Source organism: Streptomyces sp. HUAS MG56, assembly GCF_058673395.1.
In genome coordinates this window covers 1-21,126 of the sequence record NZ_JBZWEN010000003.1, presented here as the reverse complement: position 1 = coordinate 21,126, position 21,126 = coordinate 1, and the positions used below count along the sequence as shown (strand labels likewise).

Annotated in this window: 23 protein-coding genes; 3 read left to right on the top strand and 20 right to left on the bottom strand. The window is 70.7% G+C overall.

Annotated elements, in window-relative coordinates:
* Positions 1-51: 51 nt before the first annotated feature.
* Genes AC4OXY_RS46690 through mobC form a run of 3 tightly spaced genes read right to left on the bottom strand, consistent with a single transcriptional unit; the run spans position 52 to position 3,412 of the window.
* On the bottom strand, positions 52-1,197 hold the full coding sequence (locus tag AC4OXY_RS46690; RefSeq protein WP_491995023.1) for a hypothetical protein: 1,146 nt from the start codon (positions 1,195-1,197) through the stop codon (positions 52-54).
* Between the two features lie 14 nt (positions 1,198-1,211).
* Positions 1,212-2,978, bottom strand: a complete 1,767-nt coding sequence (locus AC4OXY_RS46685; protein WP_491995022.1) for a relaxase/mobilization nuclease domain-containing protein — start codon at positions 2,976-2,978, stop codon at positions 1,212-1,214.
* Between the two features lie 2 nt (positions 2,979-2,980).
* A complete protein-coding gene (gene mobC / locus AC4OXY_RS46680; protein ID WP_491995021.1) occupies positions 2,981-3,412 on the bottom strand; it encodes a plasmid mobilization relaxosome protein MobC in 432 nt (143 codons plus the stop codon).
* Between the two features lie 242 nt (positions 3,413-3,654).
* Here mobC and AC4OXY_RS46675 point away from each other — a divergent pair, with 242 nt between their 5' ends.
* The gene (locus AC4OXY_RS46675) at positions 3,655-4,035 is read left to right on the top strand and encodes a hypothetical protein (RefSeq protein WP_491995020.1); all 381 of its coding nucleotides are present in this window, start codon (positions 3,655-3,657) and stop codon (positions 4,033-4,035) included.
* A 151-nt stretch (positions 4,036-4,186) separates the two neighbouring features.
* Here the strand turns inward: AC4OXY_RS46675 and AC4OXY_RS46670 are convergent, their stop codons facing one another.
* Together AC4OXY_RS46670 and AC4OXY_RS46665 are read right to left on the bottom strand one after the other, a co-directional pair.
* Positions 4,187-4,732: a flavoprotein gene (locus AC4OXY_RS46670; RefSeq protein WP_491995019.1), complete on the bottom strand. Its 546-nt coding sequence runs from the start codon at positions 4,730-4,732 to the stop codon at positions 4,187-4,189.
* Positions 4,729-5,973 (bottom strand): helix-turn-helix domain-containing protein, encoded by a 1,245-nt coding sequence (locus AC4OXY_RS46665; RefSeq protein ID WP_491995018.1) that lies wholly within the window; start codon positions 5,971-5,973, stop codon positions 4,729-4,731. The genes AC4OXY_RS46670 and AC4OXY_RS46665 overlap by 4 nt, the downstream gene beginning before the upstream one ends.
* Before the next feature lie 81 nt (positions 5,974-6,054).
* On the opposite strand from AC4OXY_RS46665, the gene AC4OXY_RS46660 reads away from it, so the two are divergent.
* Entirely contained in the window at positions 6,055-6,621 is a 567-nt protein-coding gene (locus tag AC4OXY_RS46660) for a hypothetical protein (RefSeq protein WP_491995017.1), read from the top strand.
* A complete protein-coding gene (locus AC4OXY_RS46655; protein WP_491995016.1) occupies positions 6,618-7,031 on the top strand; it encodes a restriction endonuclease in 414 nt (137 codons plus the stop codon). Before AC4OXY_RS46660 ends, AC4OXY_RS46655 begins: the two co-directional genes overlap by 4 nt.
* 169 nt (positions 7,032-7,200) lie before the next feature.
* Here AC4OXY_RS46655 and AC4OXY_RS46650 read toward each other — a convergent pair whose 3' ends face one another.
* From AC4OXY_RS46650 to AC4OXY_RS46580, 15 genes are all read right to left on the bottom strand, one after another.
* The gene (locus tag AC4OXY_RS46650) at positions 7,201-8,838 is read right to left on the bottom strand and encodes a DNA cytosine methyltransferase (RefSeq protein ID WP_491995015.1); all 1,638 of its coding nucleotides are present in this window, start codon (positions 8,836-8,838) and stop codon (positions 7,201-7,203) included.
* A 596-nt stretch (positions 8,839-9,434) separates the two neighbouring features.
* Positions 9,435-10,070: a hypothetical protein gene (locus AC4OXY_RS46645; protein ID WP_491995014.1), complete on the bottom strand. Its 636-nt coding sequence runs from the start codon at positions 10,068-10,070 to the stop codon at positions 9,435-9,437.
* A 151-nt stretch (positions 10,071-10,221) separates the two neighbouring features.
* On the bottom strand, positions 10,222-11,094 hold the full coding sequence (locus AC4OXY_RS46640) for a phosphoadenosine phosphosulfate reductase domain-containing protein (RefSeq protein WP_491995013.1): 873 nt from the start codon (positions 11,092-11,094) through the stop codon (positions 10,222-10,224).
* Positions 11,095-11,188: 94 nt separating this feature from the next.
* Positions 11,189-11,866 (bottom strand): hypothetical protein, encoded by a 678-nt coding sequence (locus AC4OXY_RS46635; protein ID WP_491995012.1) that lies wholly within the window; start codon positions 11,864-11,866, stop codon positions 11,189-11,191.
* 250 nt (positions 11,867-12,116) lie between these two features.
* The gene (locus AC4OXY_RS46630) at positions 12,117-12,599 is read right to left on the bottom strand and encodes a hypothetical protein (protein WP_491995011.1); all 483 of its coding nucleotides are present in this window, start codon (positions 12,597-12,599) and stop codon (positions 12,117-12,119) included.
* Positions 12,600-12,737: 138 nt separating this feature from the next.
* A complete protein-coding gene (locus AC4OXY_RS46625; RefSeq protein WP_491995010.1) occupies positions 12,738-13,307 on the bottom strand; it encodes a hypothetical protein in 570 nt (189 codons plus the stop codon).
* An 85-nt stretch (positions 13,308-13,392) separates the two neighbouring features.
* Complete coding sequence (locus tag AC4OXY_RS46620) at positions 13,393-13,599, bottom strand: hypothetical protein (RefSeq protein WP_491995009.1); 207 nt, start codon at positions 13,597-13,599, stop codon at positions 13,393-13,395.
* A gap of 94 nt (positions 13,600-13,693) precedes the next feature.
* The gene (locus tag AC4OXY_RS46615) at positions 13,694-14,146 is read right to left on the bottom strand and encodes a hypothetical protein (protein WP_491995008.1); all 453 of its coding nucleotides are present in this window, start codon (positions 14,144-14,146) and stop codon (positions 13,694-13,696) included.
* A 672-nt stretch (positions 14,147-14,818) separates the two neighbouring features.
* The gene (locus AC4OXY_RS46610) at positions 14,819-15,115 is read right to left on the bottom strand and encodes a hypothetical protein (RefSeq protein ID WP_491995007.1); all 297 of its coding nucleotides are present in this window, start codon (positions 15,113-15,115) and stop codon (positions 14,819-14,821) included.
* Positions 15,108-15,398, bottom strand: coding sequence for a hypothetical protein (locus AC4OXY_RS46605; RefSeq protein ID WP_491995006.1), 291 nt, complete (start codon positions 15,396-15,398; stop codon positions 15,108-15,110). Before AC4OXY_RS46605 ends, AC4OXY_RS46610 begins: the two co-directional genes overlap by 8 nt.
* Positions 15,395-15,871: a hypothetical protein gene (locus tag AC4OXY_RS46600; RefSeq protein WP_491995005.1), complete on the bottom strand. Its 477-nt coding sequence runs from the start codon at positions 15,869-15,871 to the stop codon at positions 15,395-15,397. The genes AC4OXY_RS46605 and AC4OXY_RS46600 overlap by 4 nt, the downstream gene beginning before the upstream one ends.
* A gap of 20 nt (positions 15,872-15,891) precedes the next feature.
* Positions 15,892-17,355, bottom strand: a complete 1,464-nt coding sequence (locus AC4OXY_RS46595; protein ID WP_491995004.1) for a replicative DNA helicase — start codon at positions 17,353-17,355, stop codon at positions 15,892-15,894.
* Positions 17,356-17,449: 94 nt separating this feature from the next.
* The gene (locus tag AC4OXY_RS46590) at positions 17,450-18,745 is read right to left on the bottom strand and encodes a hypothetical protein (RefSeq protein ID WP_491995003.1); all 1,296 of its coding nucleotides are present in this window, start codon (positions 18,743-18,745) and stop codon (positions 17,450-17,452) included.
* Positions 18,746-19,410: 665 nt separating this feature from the next.
* Positions 19,411-19,929 carry a GNAT family N-acetyltransferase gene (locus AC4OXY_RS46585; RefSeq protein ID WP_491995002.1) on the bottom strand — a complete coding sequence of 173 codons (519 nt, stop codon included), beginning with the start codon at positions 19,927-19,929 and terminating at the stop codon, positions 19,411-19,413.
* Positions 19,930-19,980: 51 nt separating this feature from the next.
* On the bottom strand, positions 19,981-20,760 hold the full coding sequence (locus tag AC4OXY_RS46580; protein ID WP_491995001.1) for a GntR family transcriptional regulator: 780 nt from the start codon (positions 20,758-20,760) through the stop codon (positions 19,981-19,983).
* Between the last annotated feature and the right edge of the window lie 366 nt (positions 20,761-21,126).

The following is a 21,126-nucleotide window of genomic DNA, read 5'->3' as shown; positions in this document are numbered from 1 at the left end:
TGTGCCGCAGACCGACATCCGGTCTGCGGCACACGTGCGTCGGGCGATGCTCTACCGGGTCTTGCCGCTCTTCGTGGCGGGCCCGGCCTGCCGGTGCGCGGCCACCCCCGGCTCGGCGGTTGCCGCACTCTTCGCGCCCGCCTTAGTAGGGCCCACGCTCGGCGACTGCGCACGGGCCGCCGCGGTGTTCACCCGCACCCGGGAATCCGCCGGGGCACCGACCGGCTTCCGCAACGCGTCGTTGGTCGCCTGCACCAGCCGAGAACCGAGCCCCGACGCCGGGCCCTTCTCCCACGAGGGGTCTGCCATCACCCGCGTCAGGTGCTCCCGCACAGGCCTGCCCTCGTCCTCCATCTGGGCCATCCGACGGGCGATCAACGGCCATTGCCGCGCGGTCAGCAGCATCTGCGCCTCACGCTCACGCCCCGGCATCGCCTCCAGCACCCACCGCGAGTACTTGGCGTTCTCCGTCGGCGAGATCGCCAGCTGCCGAAGTGCCCGCGCACGGTCGGACAGATCGAGATCCTTCGGGATGTCCAGACCCGTCGTCAGCGGCCCGTACGACAGCATCGCGTCCCGGCTCGTGGTCGGCGCCGCCCCCGCCGCGAGAACCTTCGCCACCGCGCGGTCGACACCGAGGCCCTGCTCGTGCGCGGACGCGAGGATCGCCCGCACATCGACCCCGCGCGCATCCAGACTCGCCATCGTCGCAGCCATCTCCGGCCACGCAGGGGACGACAGGATCGCCTCGCGCACCGGCCCCGCCGGAAGTGTCTCGCGCAGCGCCTTCGTCCACTCCTCCGTGCCCTCGCGCGCCACCCGCTCGGCGTTCGCCGCGACCTGGTCGCGCACCATCACGGCGACCTCGCCGACGCGCGGCAGCATCGTCTCCAGGTCCACCCCGGCACGCCTCAGCGCCACCAACGTCTGTGCGAGCTGGGGCCAGTCCGCGCCCTCCAGCAGGGCGGCGCTGATGTCCGACGGCAACAGCTTCTTCGCCTCGGCGGAGGCCTCCGCCACCGACTCCTCGGCGTCCGGGAGTTCGTCCTCCTTCCCGGCCTTCTGCTGCTGATAGCGACGTACCGCGTCCGCGATGGCCAGGATCAGGCGGACCGCCATCACGGAGGTCTCCACCGCCTCGGCGGCGGCCTCTGCGAACGCCTCCCCTGCCCGCTCCTCTGGTGTCGGTGTAGTCATGTTCGCTCCCCTCGTTACCGAGCCCGTCTCGGGCCCTTGCGCTGCTCGTCGCCCGGCGGCCGACGTGTCGGTCCGGGCGCCCCCGTCTTGCGCGGCGTGCCGGTGCGGCCGGTACCGCCCGAGGACGTCGGTGACGGGCTCTTGCCGGTGGCGGCCGCTGTCGCACCGCGCTGACGCTGCCACCCGTCCAACCGCCATGTAAGCACTTCGGCGATGGAGTCCGCTGATCCCAACTCCCGCCGGGCGGCGACCGCGGCCAGGACGTCGGCCGGGTCCTCCCCTGCATTCTCCACTGCCGCCAACCGTGTGCGTAGTGCGGGCCACGCCGGGTCCGCGAGCACCGTCCGAGCGTGCTCGGGAACCGCCTGCTGGAGCACGTCCGCCATCGGCCTCTCACCGGAGACAGCCGGTATCCGGCGAGCCCCCGCAGGCCGGGCGGACGTGCGCTTCGGACGTGGTCGGTACTCGCGTGCCGCGCTCGCGCCGGCGGTCACCTCGACCGCCTCACGCAGCAGTCGACCAGCCCGCCCGGAGGCCTCCGCCTGAGCCCGGTGCTCCTGCGCCTGGTGCCAGCGCCGGGAGGCCTCGATCGCCATCACCAGGGCCAGCAAGAACCCCAGCGCGGCGACCGTGTCACTGCGGCCCGCCGCGGCCGCCGACCGGGACAGCAACTGCGCCGACTCCCGGTAGAGCCCGCGCGCCTGACCCTCCAGCGCACGGTCACCCGGAACACGCGACGCCCGCTCGAACTCCCACGCCGCGTCCCTCAACCGGTCACGCACCATGCGCGGCGAGATCACCGCGGCGACAACGATGAGGTCGCCGAGTGCGGCGACGTCTCCGGCTCCCTGGTGCAGTCCGCCCGCGCCGAGCTGGTCGGCTGCCTCGCGCACGCGGCGCTCCGCCTCGCGCCACATCTCCGCCGGCGCGACCGCCGGTACAGGCGTCGGGTTCTGCCAGCGTTCTCGGACGCGCGGAAGGGAGAGGTCGGGAGCGAGCCGGGCACCGGGAAACCACACCGCGTGCTGCTCGTTGTCGCGGTCGCCGGGCATGGCGACGGAGTACCCAGTGATGTTCCCGTCCGGCGCCACACGTTGCTTCACCCGCACGCCAGAGGAAGCCAGCCGGGCGAAGAAATCGGCATCGCTCACGGCGGCGGCCGCCGCCTCGCGCACCGTGCGCTGAAGCGTCTCGCGGACCGGCTCCGACAGTCCGCGCCGAACCGCCTTCTCCTGCTCCCCCGTCTTCGGCCACTTCCGCGCGGTCTTGTCTCCGTGAGTCAGCCGACGCAGTCCGAACTCGACCTCGAACTTCCTCGCGGCTGCGTGCATCTTCGGGATGTCCTGCCGAATCCGCGGCTGCCGTCCGTCCTGCCGGGCCATCGTCGCGACGATGTGAATGTGGTCGTCGGCGTGACGGATCGCCACCCACCGACAGGCCTGGTCATCTCCGTGTTTGGCGATACCGGAGGCGTGCATCATCTCGCGGGCGACCCGGGCCCATTCCGCGTCCGTCAAGAGCCGGTCCTCGGGCGCGTTCCGCACCGCCACGTGGTACACGTGCTTGGCCGGTCGCTTGCCCAGCAGGGCGTGCACCGGAGCGTCCAGGATGAGCGCCAGGTCGGCGATCGTCATGTCCGGCGAGCGCGCCGGGTCTTCGACGTACGGGTCGTCCCACGACGCCACCATGTGCGGGTCGGTGTGCTCGTCTCGCTTGCCCGGACCGTACAGGTAGTCCAGCAGACCCCAGGTGTCATCACCGTCTCTGGCTCTCTTCGGCACCACTACCGCGGCCGCCGCTCTCGCATCACCTGGAGTGTCGCCTCGTCCATGCGGCGCACGCTCTTGAGGATCGCGTCCAAGGTGGCCGCGAGCTGCGCGCCGGTCACCGTGCCGTCGGCGTTCAGAGCCTTGGCGATCTGGTTGACGTTGTTGCCGAGGCGCGAGGCCTGGTTGCGTGCCTGGATCAGTTCGGCGAGGACGTCACGGGAGTCGGTGGAGACGGGGACGACCTTCTCCGTGGCCACGTTCAGGGCAGCGTCGCCGATCCATGAGGCAAGGGCCTGGTTGTCTCGGGCGGCAGCCTCGTTCACGATGGCCAGCTCGTTGTCGTTGTAGGAGACCTTGATGCGGTTGTCGCGAGTGCCTTCGGCCTCGCGCTCTCGGCGGCGCTTCGGCGCCCGGCGCCGGCCGTCCGCTGCTGGTGGCTCTGCCACGGCGGCCCCCTCCCCAACCCCCCGGTCCGTGCTCGGACCAAAGATCACCGGCCGCCCACAGTAATGGGCCGAAAGCCGGGGATCACGCTTACTGGGCCCAGTAAGCACTAACTCGCTTCCGGTGGCTACTGCCGCCGGAAGCGCACACGCTGTATGCGCCAGACCGTCAAAAACCCCTGCGGCCTGCGGTGATGAGGCGTCCCCCGCGGCCGCCGACGGCGACGTGCAAGTACGATCACGGTATGGCGAATGCACACGAGATCAGGCAGCGGATGAAGGAGATCCAGGCGGCCCGCGAGGCGGCGTTTGAGCCGCTGGCGGAGATCCTGGAGCAGCGTCAGGAACTCCAGCGGCAGTTGGCCGCGCTGGACGAGCCGTACGGCGAGGCGTTCGCCACCGCAGAGGCGGCGGGCTGGACTGCGGAGGAACTCAAGGCGATCGGCGCCGAGGAACCCGTGAAGAAGCCCAAGGGACGCCCGCGCGGCAGGAAGACCGCAGCGAAGAAGGAGACGACGGGGTCGGCCACATCGGGGACTGCGGCCGCCCCGCCGGCGGCTGCGGTACCCGCACAGGAGGGCGCCGGAGAACCGGTGGCGACGGCTTCCGGAAGTCCGTCGCTCTGACCGGCCGGAGAACGAGAGAGGGGCCCTGCGGGGCCCCTCTTCGCATGTGCGCCCCGGGTCGGCGCCCCGGCCGTGCTGGTGGTCGGCATCGTCGTGCAGTTGCCGCCCCGGGCGGGCGGGCCTTCCAGAAAACTGGAACGGCCGGATGCGGCTACCGCACGGCCGGAAGTGCGTCCAGAGCCGCCTGCCATGGGTAGGCGTTGACGTTGCCGTGGCGTGGTCGGTGCGGCACGAAACCGCCCTCGCCGAGCAGCACCGTCACTCCCGCCTCGCGCAGGGTGGCGACGCTGGGGTGCACGGCGGGATGGGCGTCCTGGGCGTCGTTCCAGTGCGGCAGCGCCACGATCGGCTTCCTCAGCCCGATGCCCTCAGTGATCAGTCCGAGGGCGAGCGTGTCGCTGATCCCGGCCGCCCACTTGTTGAGGCTGTTCGTGGTCAGCGGGGCCACCAGCATGGCGTCCGCCTCGGGCAACACATCCGCCTGCGACGGAAGCTTGTACTCGTGGCGCACCGGGTGACCGGTCAGCTTCTCCAGCTCCTCGACGGCGCCCGGCGCGTCCTCGGTCAGCCACCGGTATGCCTTGGGCGTCAGGATCACGCACACGTCCCATCCGGCGGCCTTGGCGGCGCGGATGGGGACCGGCAGGTGCTGGGCGGGCGGGGCGGCGCAGGAGATCAGATACAGGGTTTGAGTCACCGGGGCAGTCCACAACGATCAGCGAGCAGACGCAACCGCCCCTGGACGGACGGCGGGACGCCGAGCAGACGCAGGTCCTCGACCAGCGTGCGCGTCCGGGGGCGGCACCGTACTTCCTCCGGGGCAAGTTCCTCTGCCTCCAGCAGTGTCGTCACGGCGTCCTCGCGCAGTCCGGCCTGGGTCTCGCCGCGGGCCCGGTCCGCCAGCAGGTGGGCCCGGCGCTCGCGCGGCAGGGCATGGAACGCGGGGGCGGGGATGCCGTGCGCCACGGCGACGGCGTCGGCGCCCTCGGACAGATGCACGTGCGCGGCCACGCGGTAGGCCGCGACGTTGGTCGGGCCGAACGCGGTGTAGAGGTGGTTGGCGTCGCCGCCGAGGCGGGCGGCGTGTTCGTCGGCCTCGGTGAGGAGTTCCGGGACGCGGCGGGTGTGCCGCTCGGGGTGGCGGTCCTCGGCTTCCGCGGCCGCGGCCTCCGCCATCGCCGCTTTCAAGAACAGCATGCCGAGGACGGAGTATCCCTCGGGTCCGCTGCGCAGCAGGTCGAGTTGCAGGCGGGTGGCTGCGGCGAGGATGAATTCAGCGGCGGCCGCCGCCTCGCCGTGCATCGTCATGGCGTCGCCCAGGTGGCGCGCGGCCGACGCCATGATGACCGGGTTCTGGCTGTGCTCGGCGGCCGCGACCGCGCGGTGTCCGGCGAGTACGGCAAGCTCGGTGTCGCCCCACTTGATGGCGGCGGCCTCGGCGAGTTCGAGCGTGAGGCTGAGTACTCCGTAGGCGGTGAGCTGGTCGCCGCCGGCGTGGCGGTGGGCGGCCCGGGTGGCGTCGACCAGCAGGGTGGGAATGTCGTTGCTGAGCTGCTGGAAATGGCCGGACTGGAAGGCCGTCCGGGAGTAGTCCAGGCCGCGCCGCAGCATCGCGACGGCGATCGGTGCGGCGTGCGAGTCGTCGCACATGCCGGTGATGACGTCGTGCCGCTGGAGCGCGGCGCGAACGGCTGCGATCTCGCCCTCCCCGGCGCACTCCTCGTCGACCGGTTCGGCGATCAGCCGGTCGAGCGTGATGCCCAGACGCAGGGCGGCGAGCCGGGCCACGGACAGGTTCGGGTCGGCCTGCCGGTTGCCCGCCTCCAGGTCCTCGACCCAGCGCACCGACTTGCCCATGAGGGAGGCGAACTCCCGCACGGTCATGCCGCGTCTGGTGCGGAAGTATTTGACCTGACGGCCGAAGAAGCTGCTGTCCATGGGTGCGCTCCGGGGCGGAGTCCAGACGACCCACGCACATTGCGTGGTCTCACTCTGTTGTACCGCCTCTACCGTGCGGATATGGCCAAGTCCCGGAAGCGGAAGACTCCCTCACGTTTGACCTGGGCCGCGCTGGCGGTGCCCAGTGATGCGCTGCTCCTCGATGCGCTCGGGAGCGCGTCGAGGTGGTCGACCCGGCTGCGACGTGTCGACCGGCGGTGGGACGCCGTGGTACTCCCGCTGGAACGGGGCCTGGCCGCGCTCGACGCACAGCAACTGCCCGTCGAACACGGCCACAGCCTCATCGCCGACTACATGGGCGGCAAGCTCACCGCGCTCGTGGAAGGTGGTTGGGCGAACCTGTGGACGGGCGTTGACGGGGTGCGGGTACTGCCCGGCGGATCGTGGGTGCTGACGCCTGCGGACGCGACGACGTCCCCGGGTTCGTGGGCGGCCGTCTGGCTGAGCCGTCCGCCGCTTCCCGGGATCGACCTGGCCGTCGAAAGCGGTGTGGACGAGTCCCCCGTCGAACGAGATCCGGACTCGCTGGACGAGTTCCCCGCCGGCCGTCTCACTCCACGGTTTCTGTACGACGGACTGGCCATGCTCGACGGCTGGAAGGCCTCCCCCGAAGAGGCCGCGTCATGACCGCGCGCGCGGCGTATGACCCGCACGGCGCCATCTACGCGAGGCTCCCGCTCGACCGTGAGCCGTACCTGCTGCTGGTCAAGACGGTGCTCGCCCTGGACGCGTCCGCCGACCTGCCACCGGACGACTGCGCGCAGATCGCACTTCAGCTCACCGGGCACGCGAACCTCGTCGCCTTCGACGTCCGGCGCCTGTGCAACCGGCTCCCCGAAGACAGCCGCTCCCGCGCGCTGACCGAGACCGTCCTCGCCGACGCCACGAGCCGACTGAGCACCCCCACGGAACCGACCGTCGACGCCATAAAGGAGCGGGCGCAGGTCCTGCGCGGACTGTACGAACGGCTGGACCGGCTCACCCCGAACCGGCCGCGCACCGCCGCCTCTTCGGGGCGTACGCGCTCGCCCGCATAAGACCATTCCCCCCGGGTCGTACCCGCCGCCACCCCCGTGGGCGCGGGTACACGAAGCCCCCAGCAGGATGCCGCTCATCACCCGGCCTGCTGGGGGCTTCCCCATGTCGACGGTCCCCGCCGAAAAGGCCCCGGCGGACCGCCTCTTGCGCGGTCCGCCGGGGCCTCGGCTACGCCGCCGCGAACAGGTCCAGCTGCTCGGGCTCGGCGGCACTCGTGCCGGTGTCGATGCCGTACAGCTCGTGCACGTAGTGCCGCACCTTGGTCTCCCAGTTCGCGTCTCCGAGGATGCGCCCGAAGATGGCGGCCGAGACCATCGGGCAGACCGCGTCCGCCGCCTGCTGGGCGACGTTGCGCACACCGCGGCCTCGTCCGACGTGGGTCCACGGGTAGTCGGCGGGGAAGCCCACCAGGCGGCCGATGTCGGACTGACTGATGGTCTCGCCGGTCTCGGAGTCTGCCCATCCGTAGGCGGTCGCGGTGACGCAGGTCGACGGGAGATCGGCGCTGCGCGAGCCGCCGCCCTTGGCCCGGCCGGTCTCGGGATCAACGGGCCGGTGACCGCGCGTCAGGTAGGTGCGACCGGTGGGCCAGCCGACCACCTGAGCGAAGGTCGGAGCCGGGATCGGTTCGTTCGGGACGACGTCCACGAACGGCTTCTCGCTGCCGCGGTGGGCGGCCATGAACCGGCGCTTTCGGAGGCTCGCACCGTAGTCGACCGCGTCCAGCGTCCAGGCCTCCGTGGTGTGCCAACCGGCCTGCTTCAGCTCGCCGAACAACGCGTCCTCGATCTGCCGGGGCAGCGCGCTCGACTGCTCGACCATGACGCACTCCAGGATGCCGCCGCCGGACCGCGCGAGCATCGCGAGCGGCCAGATGATGACCTCCGCCATCAGTCCGGCGCGCGGGTCCTCCAGCTGCGCGAGCGGCGCGCGGACCTCGTCCCAGGTGTCGCCGGAGCGGGGCGCGTAGCCGGTCTCCGAGTGCTCCCAGGGCAGGAACCCGGCGGCCGCGCCCGCCTCCCAGATCACGCGGCAGATGACGTCGATGGCGGCGGTGTACCGGCCCTTGCCGAGTCCGCTCGGGGTGAACGCCTGGCACGGCGGGGTCAGCGCGATGATGCTGACGAACTGGAGCGCGGGGTTCTCCGGGTCAAGCGCGGTCACGTCCGCGTGGATGACGCGCAGTCCGGCGGCGACGGCGGTGGCGACGGCGCCGCCGTCCAGGTCGATGCCGATGATGTCGACGTCCGCGCCAAGGACATCACGCAGACCAAGGGAGAGTCCTCCGGGACCGTGGAAGAGCACGACCACGCGCTTACGGAGGATGCGGCCGAAGGTGTCGCGCTCCGGCGCGAACAGCCACTCGATCGGGAACGGCGCCGCGTACCACTCCAGCAGTGCGCGGGTCTCGTCGTCCAGGGCGGCGAGCCGTTCGGCGGTGACCGGGCCCTGGACCTCGAACCGTCCCAGCGCGACGGCGGCGCGCTCGCCGCGGGCCTCGCGGGCGAGTTCCTCGACGCGCTCCCCGTATCCCTCGGTCACGGCGTACGCGCACTCGGCGATGCGCTCGACCGCGTTGAACGCCCACTCCTCGGCCTGCTTGCCGGGGTTAAGGGCGGCGTACTCGGTGAGCAGGGCGGCGGCCGTCTGGCACTCGGTCAGCGCGGGGTGCCCGGCGGCCGCGTCGATGGCGGCGGCGTCCTCGGCTTCCTGTTCGGCGGCGTCGGCGGCGAAGTCCGCGCTGGTGCCGGTCGCGGGGCGAAAGAGGCTCAGCATCCCGCCGGCGGAGGCGTGGGTGATTCCCATGGCCACGTCCTTGGTGTCGTTGAGGGTTCTCGGTGTGGCCCGGGGGCCGGTGCCGGTCGGGATTCCCGCCCCTTCCGACGTAACTAATACTCTCAAGTTTTAGGGTGCGAGTCAACCCCCGACACCATGCAAAGCCGCAGGTCAGAGGCGATTTTCCGAGGATTTCGCGCGCCCCTTTCCGGCCCGCAGACGGGCGCTCGGCCACGACGATGCGGGCAGGGCTGACCAGCTCGACGGCCCCGGCCGCAGCGCGGCAGCAGCCGCTCCCCCTCAGCCACGGCCGTGCCGCAAGGCCTGCTCACGCTGGCGCGTCCGTGACGGCGGCAGTACGGCGCCTGGCCCAACTCCCGCCCGGCGGACGGCACTCCGGACCCCGGCCCGCCTCCCCTCCCCTTCCCGCTTGCTCTTCGCCACGCGCACAACAGCGAGACCCGCCGCACGGGCGACGTCTGGCCATGTAAACCCCGGCGAGATGCCGCCTCACCTCTTAAGAGGTGACTCATGATGCGGCCTCAGCCCCCGCCTCCCGACATGCCGATGGCCAGCGCGGAACCCGGCTCCGGGGTCGCGCTGGCCATCGTCCGGCCCGGCCGCCGCTATGACCGGCGGGCCTGGGTGACGATCCGCTTCCAGGTGTCCACGGACTGGCCGTGGCGCTCGGCCAGGACGGCGGCCACCTCACCGGGCTTCATGCCGGACAGCTCCGCCAACGCCTCGGCGGCCAGCCGGACGCGCGGGTCGGGCTTCCCCGCCTTCGCCGCACGGGTCTTGGGATCGGGGCCGGAGGGGCGTCCGCCGGTCGTGCCGAACCCGCTGACCGGGTTGTCGACCCATGCCCACAGCTGCGCCCGGGTGCGGTACTCACGGGTGCGGGTGGGCAACTGCTCAACGTGGACCGGGTCCGGCCAGCCGGGCGGCGGGGTCTTGGCGTACTGGGTGATCCGGGCCGCATCGACGCCGAGCACGCGGGCCTGCTTCGCCGGCGGGAGCGGCTCGTCCGGGTCACCGCTGCGGTCGACGCCGGACAGGTCTCGGGGCCGCTGGCGGTGCTCCTCGAACCAGGCGTCCCACACCTCCAGGTCCCAGTGCATGACGCCGTCGATCTCGCGGGCTGCGGGGTGGCCGTTGGTCCGGCGGTCGCGCCACAGGGCTCCGAGGGTGGCCCGGCTGTATCCGCTGTGCTCGATCAGGTCCTCGCGGTTCGCCCACTGACGGCCGTCGACGGTCTTCACGGTGTGCTCCTGGTGGTGTCGGTCGTGGATACGATGGTGACTGGTTCGGTTGTGGGCTGTTGAGGGCCCTCGGTGGCCGGACCGCACGGCCCGGCGGGATTCCCACGCTTTTGCGCCCCGCCGGGCCGCTCGATGTCCGGCTCCAGGCCGGTCAGCTACGGGCGCGCTCGATGATCCCGCGCAGACTGATGGACTTCTTGAACTGGTGGCCCATGTCGGCCTCGGCCTCGGCGTACTCGGCGAACAGCCCGGGGTTGAGCTGTGCGGAGCGCACCAGGTCGTCGGTGTGCGCGAGCGGGCAGGCCCGGCAGCTCAGGCGTCGCATGCCCTGGTCGTAGGCCTCGTGGTGCTCGATGCCGTTGTCCCGGTGGACCTTCCACACGTCCTCGGTGGTGAGCTTGTGGACCGGGAGCCACGTCGTCACGACCCGCAGCGTGCCCTTGCCGCTCATGCGGTTCCGCTCGATCTCGGGCTTCTTGGCGCGGGCCCGGGACTCCTCGGCCCGCATACCCATCGCATACCCGGCCCGGGGCGGGCGCCCCAGGTTCAGCTCGTCGCCGGTCTCGTCCACGTAGTCCCGGCCGACCACGGTCTTCGTGTCGCTCGTGCAGTAGCGCGCGAAGTGCCCGGGCCAGTTGCCGTGGGAGCGAATCCGCTCCCACAGCGACCCCCACAGCTTGCTGCGGCGGACGGCGAACGGGACGCCGTACTGCTCGGCGTGCGCGCGGGCGACTTCGAGCGCGCCGGGCCACTCGACCAAGTGCCCCTTCGCGGTGCGGCCGAGGTCGCAGTGCAGGATACGGACCTTATGGAGCTGGCCCGCCTTGTCGGCCTGGGTGCACACCTCGTGCACGGTGGCTCCGGAGTCCTTCCCGCCGCTGTCGCCGACGACCACGAAGTCGTGGGCGTCGAAGTCGAACTCGGCGGGCGGCGCGGCCGGCGCGGCGGTCGGCGCGGCGAACAGTTCCATCTGGGCGGCGGCGCACCCGGCGGCGCACGGCGGAGGGAAGGGCTTCTTCGTCACGGTCGTCTCCTGGTTGAGGTGTTCGGTGTGGTCGTGCCGGGCCCCGGCGGGGGAGCGGGATTCCCGCCCCGCTCCCCCGCCGGACTGGCGTCGGTCACTTGGTCCTGGACGGCGTCACCTGCGGCGTGGCGAGCCACGCGGTGATGACCTCGACGCAGTCGGCGAACTGGTCGGCGGGGCGCGTCATCAGCTCGCGTTCGGCGCCGGTGCCGTCACCGGCGAGCACGGTCCACTCGTCGCCGGTCTCGGGCGCCCGGTCGACGGTGATCTCCTCGTCGTCGGCGTCGCTGTAGAGGTAGAGCACGACGTAGGGCTCGGCGAGCATGCGCGGGAAGCCCTTGCGGGTCTGGTTGTGCCCGACGACCAGCCACGTGTTCCCGGCGTCGTCGTCGCGGTGGACGGTGATGCCCCGCTCGGTGAGGGCACGGGTCGCAATGACCTCCGCCGTCTCCGGGGCGTACGGGGCCTCCTGGTTCTCGTGCTCGCCTCCGTGCTGCACGATCAGGTCGCGCACGGCCTCGACCGGCACGTCCAGGTACAGCGAGCCGTCGCCGAACTCGCCGCCGGTCAGCCAGACCTCCCAGTCGTCCTCGCTCTCCCAGGCCTCCGTGTCAGGCGCGGTCAGCCCCGGGAGCAGGAAGACCTCCGCCTCTTCGGCGCCGGGGCTGACCTTGAGGGTGAGCACGTTCCCGTCGGCGAGACGGATGCCGTCGAAGACCTTGTTGGTCCCGCCGGCCGTGAGGCTGTCGAGTCGCGGCGTGCTGATGATCATGGGGTGTGCCCTTCGTTCGTTGAGCGTTCTCGGTGCGGCCCGGAGGCCGGTGCCGGTCGGGATTCCCGCCCCTTCCAACGCAACTAATACTCTCAAGTTTTGGGGTGCGAGTCAAGCTGATCCGCAGCTCAGAACCCCTTCCGGCCCACCTTCGGTGGGGCCCGGCGCGGGCGGCCAGCGCCCGCGCCGGGTCGCGGCCGGCGGAAGCCCGGCCCGGGCCCGGGGCGCCCGGGCCCGGGCGGTGGGGCCGTCAGCCGCGGGTGAGCTGGAGGAGGTCGGCGCGCTTGTCGTGCAGCGCGAACACCGCCTCCAGCAGGGCCTGCGCGACGTCCTCGGTGGCGGCCGCGGCGAGGTGGCCGTGCAGGGTCTCCAGCGCGGCCACGAGCCGGGCGTCGTCGGCGGCGCGCTCGGCGCCGGGGACCACCAGCGGGCGGCGGGTCACAGCGTGGGTGACGTACTGCGCGAGTCCGACCGGGAAGCCGGTGCCGGGCGCCTCGGCGGCCACGACCTCCGCGGCGGCCAGGGCGAGATCGGCGTCGGTCGGGATGCCGTCGACCGCCGGGGCGTCCTCGTAGAAGGAGAGAGCGACGGTGTCGAGCAGGTCGGCGAGCACGTGCAGCGCGCGGCCGTTCCAGGCGGAGGCGAACAGGGTGCGGCGACGGGCGATGCCCGCGAGGGCGGTGGCGCGGGCGGCGGCGGCGCGAGCCTGCTCGGTCGGCTCGAAGACGGTCATGACGGGTTCCCTCCAAGGGGGTTGAGGTTCCTCGGTGTGGCCCGGGCGGCGGCGGGATTCCCGCCCCGTCGTCGCCCGGGTGGTCTGGTGGCCGGTGGCGCCGGGCCCGGTGAGATCCGGGCCCGGCGGTCGGCGGGCCTACTTCTGGTAGGCGGGGATCAGGGCGCGGACCTTCTCGGCGCCGATGCATCCGCCGTCGTGGCGGTAGATGCTCGGCGGCTGGCCGTTGCGCCCGCGGTGGTGGCTCCAGTAGCGGACGCCGGACCAGCCGCACAGCTCGCAGCGCAGGAACCACGGGTTGTCCGAGCCGGGAAAGCCGTGGAGGACGGCCCGCCAGTGGTGCTCGGTGAGTCCGGAGAAGGCGGTGTGGGCGCCCGCGATGTTGCGCGGGCTGGCGGGCATCCGCGGGTGCAGCAGGGGCACCGGGCCGTTCAGCGGCTTCGGGGCCTCGGCGCGGAGCTGCTCCAGTGCGACGGCGGTGATGCGACCGGCGGCGTACTCCTCGGCGAGGTACGCGGCGGCCATGTCGATGCCCTTCTCACCCTTGGGCGGGCGGCGGAGGTTGTGCTCACCCTCGGTGGTGACGACCAGCCAGTCACGGTGCCAGCGGTAGGTCTGCCCGATGACGCGGTCCTGCCCGATGATCACCGGGTAGCGGCACTCGATGTCCGGCTCTCCGATGCGGGTCGTCAGGGTGGTGGCGCTCATGTTCGTGCTCCTCGTTGAGGTTCTTCGGTGATGGGGCCCCGGCGGGGGAGCGGGATTCCCGCCCCGCTCCCCCGCCGGTCGCAGGTCACTTCGCCTGGTCGGCGTGCTCGATCTCGTTCGCCTGGTAGCGGCCGATGTACCGGCCACCCCAGGTCACGCAGCAGTACCACTTGGTCGGCGCGTACTCGTAGGTGAACCAGCCCTGGACCACGCCGTCCTGCGGAAGCTCCCAGGGGCCTTCTCCGGCCCGCTTCACCTGGTCGCCCTTGGTGAATCCGTCACGGCTGTCCATGCTTTCAATCTTCACGAGAGGCCTTTCGTTGAGCGTTTTCGGTGACCCGGCGGGGGACGGGATTCCCGCCCCGTCCCCCGCCGGGGCGAGTGGGTCAGCCCTGGTGGGCCGGGTTGGTGATGACGCGGAACGCGGTGCCGTTGTCGGCCACCAGGACGGTGCCGCGGGCCAGGTCCTGCACGTGGCCCGGGATCTCGTCGGTGTGGAAGTCGGCCTTCTGCATCTGGGTCCACAAGAGGTTCGCCACGTCCGCGGGCTCGACCGAGTCGTCGCCCTCGGCGATGGTGATCCACTCGTCCGCCGGGCGGAACTGTCCCAGGTACTTGGGCTCCTTGGGCTGGTCGGGCCAGACCGGCAGCTCGGCCAGGTAGTCGGCAATGCCCTTACGAACGGCGTGCGTGCCGCCGCCGGGGTGCTCGTCCACGTCGGCGAGGTGCAGCAGGTCGGTGATCAGGAAGCGGATCTCCTCGCCGTGCAGGTCGCGGTACATCTCCCAGACCGTGCGGGCCCGCTCGGCGCGGTCCGGGGTGGTGAGGTCGTCGTTCATGGCGTTCGGCCTTTCGTTGAGGTTTCGGTGTGGGCCGGTCGGCCCGGTGTCGGCCGGGGGATTCCCGCCCCCCTTTCGACGTAACTAATACTCTCAAGTTTTGGGGTCCGAGTCAACTCCCGACACGCAGAAAACCGCAGGTCAGAAGCCTTTTTTAACGGAATTTCCGGCGCCTCGACCGCCCCCGGAAACCCCCTCCGGCGGACGCCGTACGACGGGCCGGTCGGGGGGTTCCCTCCGCGGCAGGGCAGGCGAAGCCGACCATGGGTCGTGCCGGGGGGTCAAAGCTCGCGCTCGCGCGACCGCCGAAGGCGGCTTGGCTTTGACGCTCCGGTGCGGGCCATGGTCCCCTCCGGGGGCCCTGTCGCGGAGGGAACCCCCCGACCCCACCCACCCAGCACCACCCACGGGCCGCAAGATCAAAACGGCGCCCCCTCCCCTCTGTGGAGGGTCCAGGGGTGTGGGGGCGGAGCCCCCACGTTGCTCGAACCCGCACCCACCCGGACACCCGCACCACAAACTCATCTCTTAAGAGGTGAGGCGGCTCGGTGGCCGGTCGATCACCAGGGGGCCGGTCCCGCCGGCGCCGTCGCGGGCTCCGTACGGCACCAGCCGGTGAACGCCGAAGGGCCCGGCGGGACGAGTGTCTCGCCGGGCCCGGGTCGGGCGGGGTCAGTAGAGCTGGATGCGAGTGAGGACGATGTGCGGCGGATCGGCGTCGGCGACGATCACGTACTCGGCGATGCCGAGCGAGCCATCCTTGCCGAGCGGCATGCGCCGCTGCTCCGGCCACCGGGGTGACGCTGTGCTGCCCGGCACCTCACCCCTGGCCTCATTGATCCGGACAGTGGCCGCCACGATCGCGCCGAACACGTCACCGGGCAGACTCGGGTCCATGAGGAGTTCGGTGACCTCCTCCGACAGCAGGCAGGGCAGGCCCTCCGGCTCCTCGTCGTACGGCTCACTCAACGGCCAGACCCGCCTCACGGCGGCGGCGGATGACTTCGCTGACCGCGGTCAGCGGCAGCGTCCCGTCCAGCGCGGCCGCGGTGAGCCGGTCCCCGGCCGGGTCGGTGTCGAGCACTGCCTCCCCCCACCAGTACAGCAGGACACCCTTCGCCTGATCCGGCGAGGCGGCCAGCAGCTGGCGGTAGAACTCGATACGGCTCACCTCGTCCAGCGCGGCCGCGATGCCCTCGGCGTTCTGCGGCACCCGCTCCGGCTCGTGCGGGTGGATCGGCTGTGCGGTCATCGCGTGCCCCTTTCGTGCTGCTCCGAGTCTGCCCGCTCGTGGCGGCCGCCGTCGACCGGCTGCGCGGGAACCGCGGCCCGCTCCGCCTCCCACTCCGCCCGCCGGGCGACCCCCTCCTCGGCGACCGCGTCGGCCAGCTCGGCGCACAGCCGGAGGATCGCGCCGGCGTCCGGGTGGCCGATCGAGGTCACGGTCACCACCCTGCGCACCTGGCTGAACGCGTGGGAGACGCTGAAGGCGCCCGGGCTGTGGGTGCAGGACTTGAAGGTGCCCCGGTCCTGCTGCCCCATCTCGCGCCGGACCCGCTCCAGGCGGGCCACGTCGACCGTGGGCCGCTCGGCGGCGCGCTGGGCCTTGATCACGTCGTCCAGGATGGCCCGCATCGCGGGGTAGGCCCCGTTCCACCGGTCGGTGATCTTCCGGGCCTGCATGGCGGTGACGTAGCGGTTGGTCACACTGTCGGCAGTGAGCATGCTGTTCGGTTTCCTTCCCGTCATGCCTGGACGCCCATGTCCTCGATTTTGCTGAACCTGCCCCTGAATCCGCAGGTCACGATGCCCGTCGATCCCTCACGGTTCTTGGCCACGATGAGGTCGATCTCCCCGGCCCGCTCGCTCTCCGGCTCGTAGTAGTCCTCACGGTGCAGCAGCACGACAGCGTCGGCGGCCTGCTCGATCTCACCGGACTCTCGCAGGTCGGAGAGCTGCGGAACCTTGCTCTCACGGCCGGTGGTCTGGCGAGAGAGCTGGGCGGCCGCGAACACCGGGATGTCGAACTCCAGGGCCAGTTCCTTCAGCCCGCGTGCGATGGCGTCGACCTCGTTGGTCCGGTTCCCGCCCCGGCTCTGGGTGTCCGGCTTGATGATCTGGAGGTAGTCGACCGCCAGGGCCGCCGGGAGCCGGTCCTCGATCTGCCAGCGGCGCAGGTTCGAGCGGATCTGCGGCACGGTGATGCCGCCCGGCGGGACGATCAGCCTCAGCGGCGAGTCCACGATGCGCTGGCGGACCTTGTCGTACTTCGTCCACTGCTCCTTGTCCATGGCCCGGGTGCGCACGTAGTGCTGCGAGATCTCCGCCTCGGCGGCGATCAGCCGGTTCATGATCTGGCGGCGGGCCATCTCCAGCGACACGAACGCGGCCGGACGGTCGTGGACGATCGCGAGGTGGCGCATGAGGTCCAGCAGCGTCACCGACTTGCCCATGCCGGGACGGCCCGCGAGCACCACCAGGTGGCCGGGCACCGTGGCGAGCATCTTCTGAAGGTCGGCGTACGGCATCGGCAGCCCGGGGTTCTCGCCGGCCGCCTGGTCGTCCTCCCACTCCTCAATCAGCGCCTCCATCGGGGTGTCCCACCCGGCGGGGTCCTTACCGGTGTCGAACTGCGCCTGCATCGCAAGGAGTTCACTGGCGGCCGCCTCGATGACCTCGTCCGCCTCGGCGCCCTGGTCGTAGCCCATCGCGGCGACCCGGGTGCCCGCCTCGACGGCCATCCGCAGCTTCCACTTGTCCCGCACGATCTCGGCGTAGTACTCGGCGTTCGCCGCCGTCGGCACCACCTGGACGAGCGTGTGCAGGTAGGACGCCCCACCCACCTTGTTGATCTCGCCGCGCACGGTCAGCTCGGCGGCGACCGTGATCGGGTCGGCAGGCTCGCCCTTGCCGTACAGCTCGACAATGACCCGGAAGATCGTCAGGTGCGCCGGGCGGTAGAACTCCCGGCCGCTGAGCACCTCGACCACATCGGTGATTGCGTCGCGAGTCAGCAGCATCCCGCCCAGAACGGCCTGCTCCGCCTCCAGATCCTGCGGCGGCAACCGGTCGAAGGACCGGTCAGCGGACGACGGGCCCTCGGCGCGGAACGTCTCGGGCACGTCCGGCCTCTGCTGCGCCGGAAGTACGCGCTCGCCCTCGAACAGGTCTCCTTCGCCGTCGGGGCTCTGGGGTGTCATGCTGGTCATACGGATCTCTTCCTTCTCGGGTTGGGGTCTCAACGGCGGCCGGTTCTTCGCGGGAGCGGCCGCCGTTTGTGTGTGTCGGATCAGAGAGTCAGGGTCAGGCCGTGACGTGCTGCCGGACCGCACCGGGGTGGCACTCGGGGCACTTGACCAGGCGGCCACCGTCCTTGCGGAAGCGCTCGGCGACGGTGGCGGGGCGCTCGCCGTCGTTGCACTCCCCGCACCAGTCAGGAACCGGCGGCCGCTGCCCGGGCACCGCCGTACCGCGCGGCGCCGGGCACTCCGGGTGCGTCTTCGCCCGACCGAGGTCGAAGTAGCCCCGGGTGACCATGAACGGCACCACGGTCTCCGTCAGCCAGTCCGAGGCGTCGCCGTCCTCCAGCGCCTCAGCAGCATCGGCGACGACCGAAGCAAGCTGACGCCGGTTGGGCCGCGTACCGCGTTCCTGCTTCCACCGCAGAGCGAAGGCCTCAGCAACAGCCTGAGCCGGTTCGGCCTTCTCGGGCAGATCAGCAGCAGCCGGGGCGGGTGTGGCCTTTTCCGGCGAAGCCGACTTCTCTCTCTCCTCCGTCCCCTGCTTCGCCGTCACGGCGGGGGCCGTTGAGGCGCCAGGGACAGGAGAGAGAAGAGCTTCTTTGAGAGAGCTTCTTAGAGGGTGGCCGTTTTCGCTGGTCAGAGGAAGATCCGTTCCAGTTTTCTGGTCTGGCGTTCCAGTTTTCTGGAAGGGTGATCCAGTTTTCTGGAATGAGGGGTCCTCGGTGGCCTCGACCTGGGGCGTTCCAGTTTTCTGGAACGGCTGGCCATCGGTGTCCACCAGCCGCACCCGAGCCACGGCCCGGCCGTTCGGGGAGGTCTCGACCTCGGTGAGGTGGGTGGGCGCCTGGGGCGGGTTGTCCCGCCAGTCCGGCCGGTAGGCATCCAATTTGTCCCAAGCGTTGCGCCAGCCGGTGTGGATGGCATCGGGCGGCAGGTCGTTCACGGTGAACCCGCGAGCGATGCCCTGGGCCGCCCTCACCTTGCCCTTGAGGTCGGAGATGCCCGCCAACTCCACCAAGTCCTTGGGCACGACGAGGTTGAGGGTCTCCAGGGTCTTCAGCACCTCGTACATCGCCGAGACGCTCAAGGGCTTGTCGTTCGGGCCGGGCAGCAGCCAGCACAACTGGTCGATCGTCATCCGCCGCATGCCGCTGCGCGGCCGGCGGGATGCCTCGGTCATCATCGACCGAAGCAGGCTGTAGAGCCGGTACGCGACGTGCGTCATCCCCGGCATCAACATCACGTAGTCGCGCACCTGGGTGTACGACCAGTAGTCCGTGATGTCGCCGAAGAACTCGAACACCTCGTCGCCGTCCGGCGAAGCGGCCGCGGACAAGGCCTTCTTCGGGCGCTTCACGAGGTCACCGCCCCGGCGGCGGAGACAGCGAGCGCGACCGAACGAGTCGGCGCCGCGACGCTGCGTGTCGTCAGATGGGCCTGGAACATTGTGCGGGATCTCCCCTACGGGTGTTTGGGGAGCCGCAGACCGGCAGTTGACGGAAAAGAGACAGTGACCTCGGGCACGCTGCTGCGTGCCGGCCGCTGCTCGCTCTATCCTGGGAGTGGTGACCTCGGGCCTGGCAGGGCTCGGGCCCCGGCGTCATCGCCGACCTACGACTCTCGGGCTGTGAGAGTGCTGCGAGTCAACTCAGATGGCCGTTCTGCTGGCAGGCAGGGCGGCCATCGGCGTTTCAGGGGGCTCGTGCTGGCCGCAGAGATCCGGGGGCACAGCCGTCGGTGGTCGTGCTGCGGATGACTAGCCATCCTGTGATCTTGCACCTCTCACGCCGAAGCCCTGAACGCATTTTCGGGCTGCCGGGCTGCCGCTGAGGCGAGGACGGGTCCTGAGTACGAGTCATGCGTGGTGCCTTCCTGGTTCCGTTGGTTTCACCGCGGTTGCGGCTACTCGGATCAGCGCGGCGCCGACCACCACAATCGGCTACCGCTCCGCGCAGCGCCCTCCTGGTGCTGGAGGGAGCCTGCGTCTCGCGCATTCTCCTCCCCCGAGGGCGTGCTGTGCGGTCAGCCTGCCAAACCCGGTGTGTCGACCGTGCGCAGGGGGGCGTCGGGGTGCTTGGCGAGCGACGACGGACGCTGAGCCATCCAGCCCGAAAGGCGATGGGACGGCGCCTCGGTTCGAACGTGCTCGAACCCCTCGTTCAGGTAGTAGCTCTGCAACTTCAAGTTGTCGCGCCACACGTCCAACCGGACCCACGGGAGCTGTTGGTCCCGCGCGACTTCTCCGGCCCAGTCGAGCAGGCGCCCACCGAGTCGCTGTCCTGCTGCCGAACGGGCCGTGATGAGCTTCGCGACGTAGACCGCCGACTCCGGTGAGTCGGCCCTCGTCCAGAAGTCCGAGTCCGGGCGCGCGAGGGTGATCGTCCCCAACAACTCGCCGTCTGCATCGGGCACCACCCAGGTGCGTCCCTCGGTGATGTCGACCTGCCACTTGGCCAACGCTCGGTCCCTGAATCCGGGCGAGCGCCACTGGTCGATTCCCGCGCTGGCGAGCCACTGCTCGGCCTCGATCCGCAGCTTCATGAGGGCGTTGGAGTCAGCCGGGGTGGCCTGGCGGATGAGCTGTGACAAGAGTCAGTCCTCGATCTCGTAGACGAGTGTGTTGAGGTCACCTGGGGCGACAGTGACCATGCAGCGGACGGCCCTTCCGGCCGAGTTGTAGCCGACTCGAACGTGCCGGAGCACGGGGACCGTGCTGCCGGTCGGCAACCCAAGGCGAACGGCCTGGTCGGCGGTCAGGGTCCAGGCGCGTAGCTTGTCCACCTTGCGCGTCTGGGCGTACTGCCCGTCCTTGATGTTGGCCAGGATTCCTCCCGGCATGGTGACGTCTTCCTCGTCCATCAGCGGCGTGTCGAACGCAACCTCGGTGGGGAACCAGCTGTCGGCGAGTTGGAACGGGTCGCCATCGACGCGGCGGGTTCGCCGACGAGCGACGACGAATGTCCCCGGGGCCACGCCGAGTTCCCTCGCGATGTCCGCCGGCGCGCGTTCCACGCTGACCGCGGGCGTGTCCTGGCTGGGCACCCGCCCCAGTTCGAGGATCGCGGCCTTCCAGTCGTCTATGCCGCTCTCAACGTCATCGCGACGGTTCCCGTGCTCGAACCTGTGCATGGCGAACTCGATCGGCTCGACGCGCCTGACGAAGACGCCCTTCCCCTGCTGGCTTGTGACGCGCCCTTCGGCTCGGAGGATTCCGATGGCCTGCCGCAACGTCTCGGGGCTCGTCTCGAAATCTGTGACCAGGACGCGAGTGGGCGGTAGCTGGCGCTCAATGTCGCCGTTGTCGATGCGCGAACGCAGGGCAGCGGCGATGTCTTTCGCCCCCATCCGCTTCTTTGGCTGGCGGGTTGTCATGCCGAACAGAGTACCCGGCTTGTCTAGTGAAGCTAGCCCGAGATGGGACTTCTTTGGCCGCCGATCGCTTTTCCGCAGGTCGGAGTTGGTTTCCAAGTTTGAATGACACGCCGTCAGAGCCCTTTTGGGTCTTGGTTGTTGACGGCTTACCTGGTGAAGGCTTACGGTCTTCTCAGCTTCCCCAGTTAACTAGGGAAGTGGTCGGAAAGGGTGTGCTCGTCATGTCTTCTGGCCTGCATGAACTCCTTGAAAGCGCACCGCCAGAGCTGGTCTGACCAGCACGGAACCATCGTCAGATGACGACAGGCCGGGGCGGGGGTGTACGTCACTTGAGAACTGAACAGCGTGCCAAAAGATGAGTAATTG

Bases quoted from the DNA above. Each gene is read 5' to 3' on its own strand.
- AC4OXY_RS46690 (WP_491995023.1), bottom strand. From the start codon at position 1,197: ATGACTACACCGACACCAGAGGAGCGGGCAGGGGAGGCGTTCGCAGAG.
- AC4OXY_RS46675 (WP_491995020.1), top strand. From the start codon at position 3,655: ATGGCGAATGCACACGAGATCAGGCAGCGGATGAAGGAGATCCAGGCG.
- AC4OXY_RS46665 (WP_491995018.1), bottom strand. From the start codon at position 5,973: ATGGACAGCAGCTTCTTCGGCCGTCAGGTCAAATACTTCCGCACCAGA.
- AC4OXY_RS46660 (WP_491995017.1), top strand. From the start codon at position 6,055: ATGGCCAAGTCCCGGAAGCGGAAGACTCCCTCACGTTTGACCTGGGCC.
- AC4OXY_RS46655 (WP_491995016.1), top strand. From the start codon at position 6,618: ATGACCGCGCGCGCGGCGTATGACCCGCACGGCGCCATCTACGCGAGG.
- AC4OXY_RS46650 (WP_491995015.1), bottom strand. From the start codon at position 8,838: ATGGGAATCACCCACGCCTCCGCCGGCGGGATGCTGAGCCTCTTTCGC.
- AC4OXY_RS46635 (WP_491995012.1), bottom strand. From the start codon at position 11,866: ATGATCATCAGCACGCCGCGACTCGACAGCCTCACGGCCGGCGGGACC.
- AC4OXY_RS46630 (WP_491995011.1), bottom strand. From the start codon at position 12,599: ATGACCGTCTTCGAGCCGACCGAGCAGGCTCGCGCCGCCGCCGCCCGC.
- AC4OXY_RS46625 (WP_491995010.1), bottom strand. From the start codon at position 13,307: ATGAGCGCCACCACCCTGACGACCCGCATCGGAGAGCCGGACATCGAG.
- AC4OXY_RS46620 (WP_491995009.1), bottom strand. From the start codon at position 13,599: ATGGACAGCCGTGACGGATTCACCAAGGGCGACCAGGTGAAGCGGGCC.
- AC4OXY_RS46615 (WP_491995008.1), bottom strand. From the start codon at position 14,146: ATGAACGACGACCTCACCACCCCGGACCGCGCCGAGCGGGCCCGCACG.
- AC4OXY_RS46605 (WP_491995006.1), bottom strand. From the start codon at position 15,398: ATGACCGCACAGCCGATCCACCCGCACGAGCCGGAGCGGGTGCCGCAG.
- AC4OXY_RS46600 (WP_491995005.1), bottom strand. From the start codon at position 15,871: ATGCTCACTGCCGACAGTGTGACCAACCGCTACGTCACCGCCATGCAG.
- AC4OXY_RS46595 (WP_491995004.1), bottom strand. From the start codon at position 17,355: ATGACCAGCATGACACCCCAGAGCCCCGACGGCGAAGGAGACCTGTTC.
- AC4OXY_RS46585 (WP_491995002.1), bottom strand. From the start codon at position 19,929: ATGAAGCTGCGGATCGAGGCCGAGCAGTGGCTCGCCAGCGCGGGAATC.
- AC4OXY_RS46580 (WP_491995001.1), bottom strand. From the start codon at position 20,760: ATGACAACCCGCCAGCCAAAGAAGCGGATGGGGGCGAAAGACATCGCC.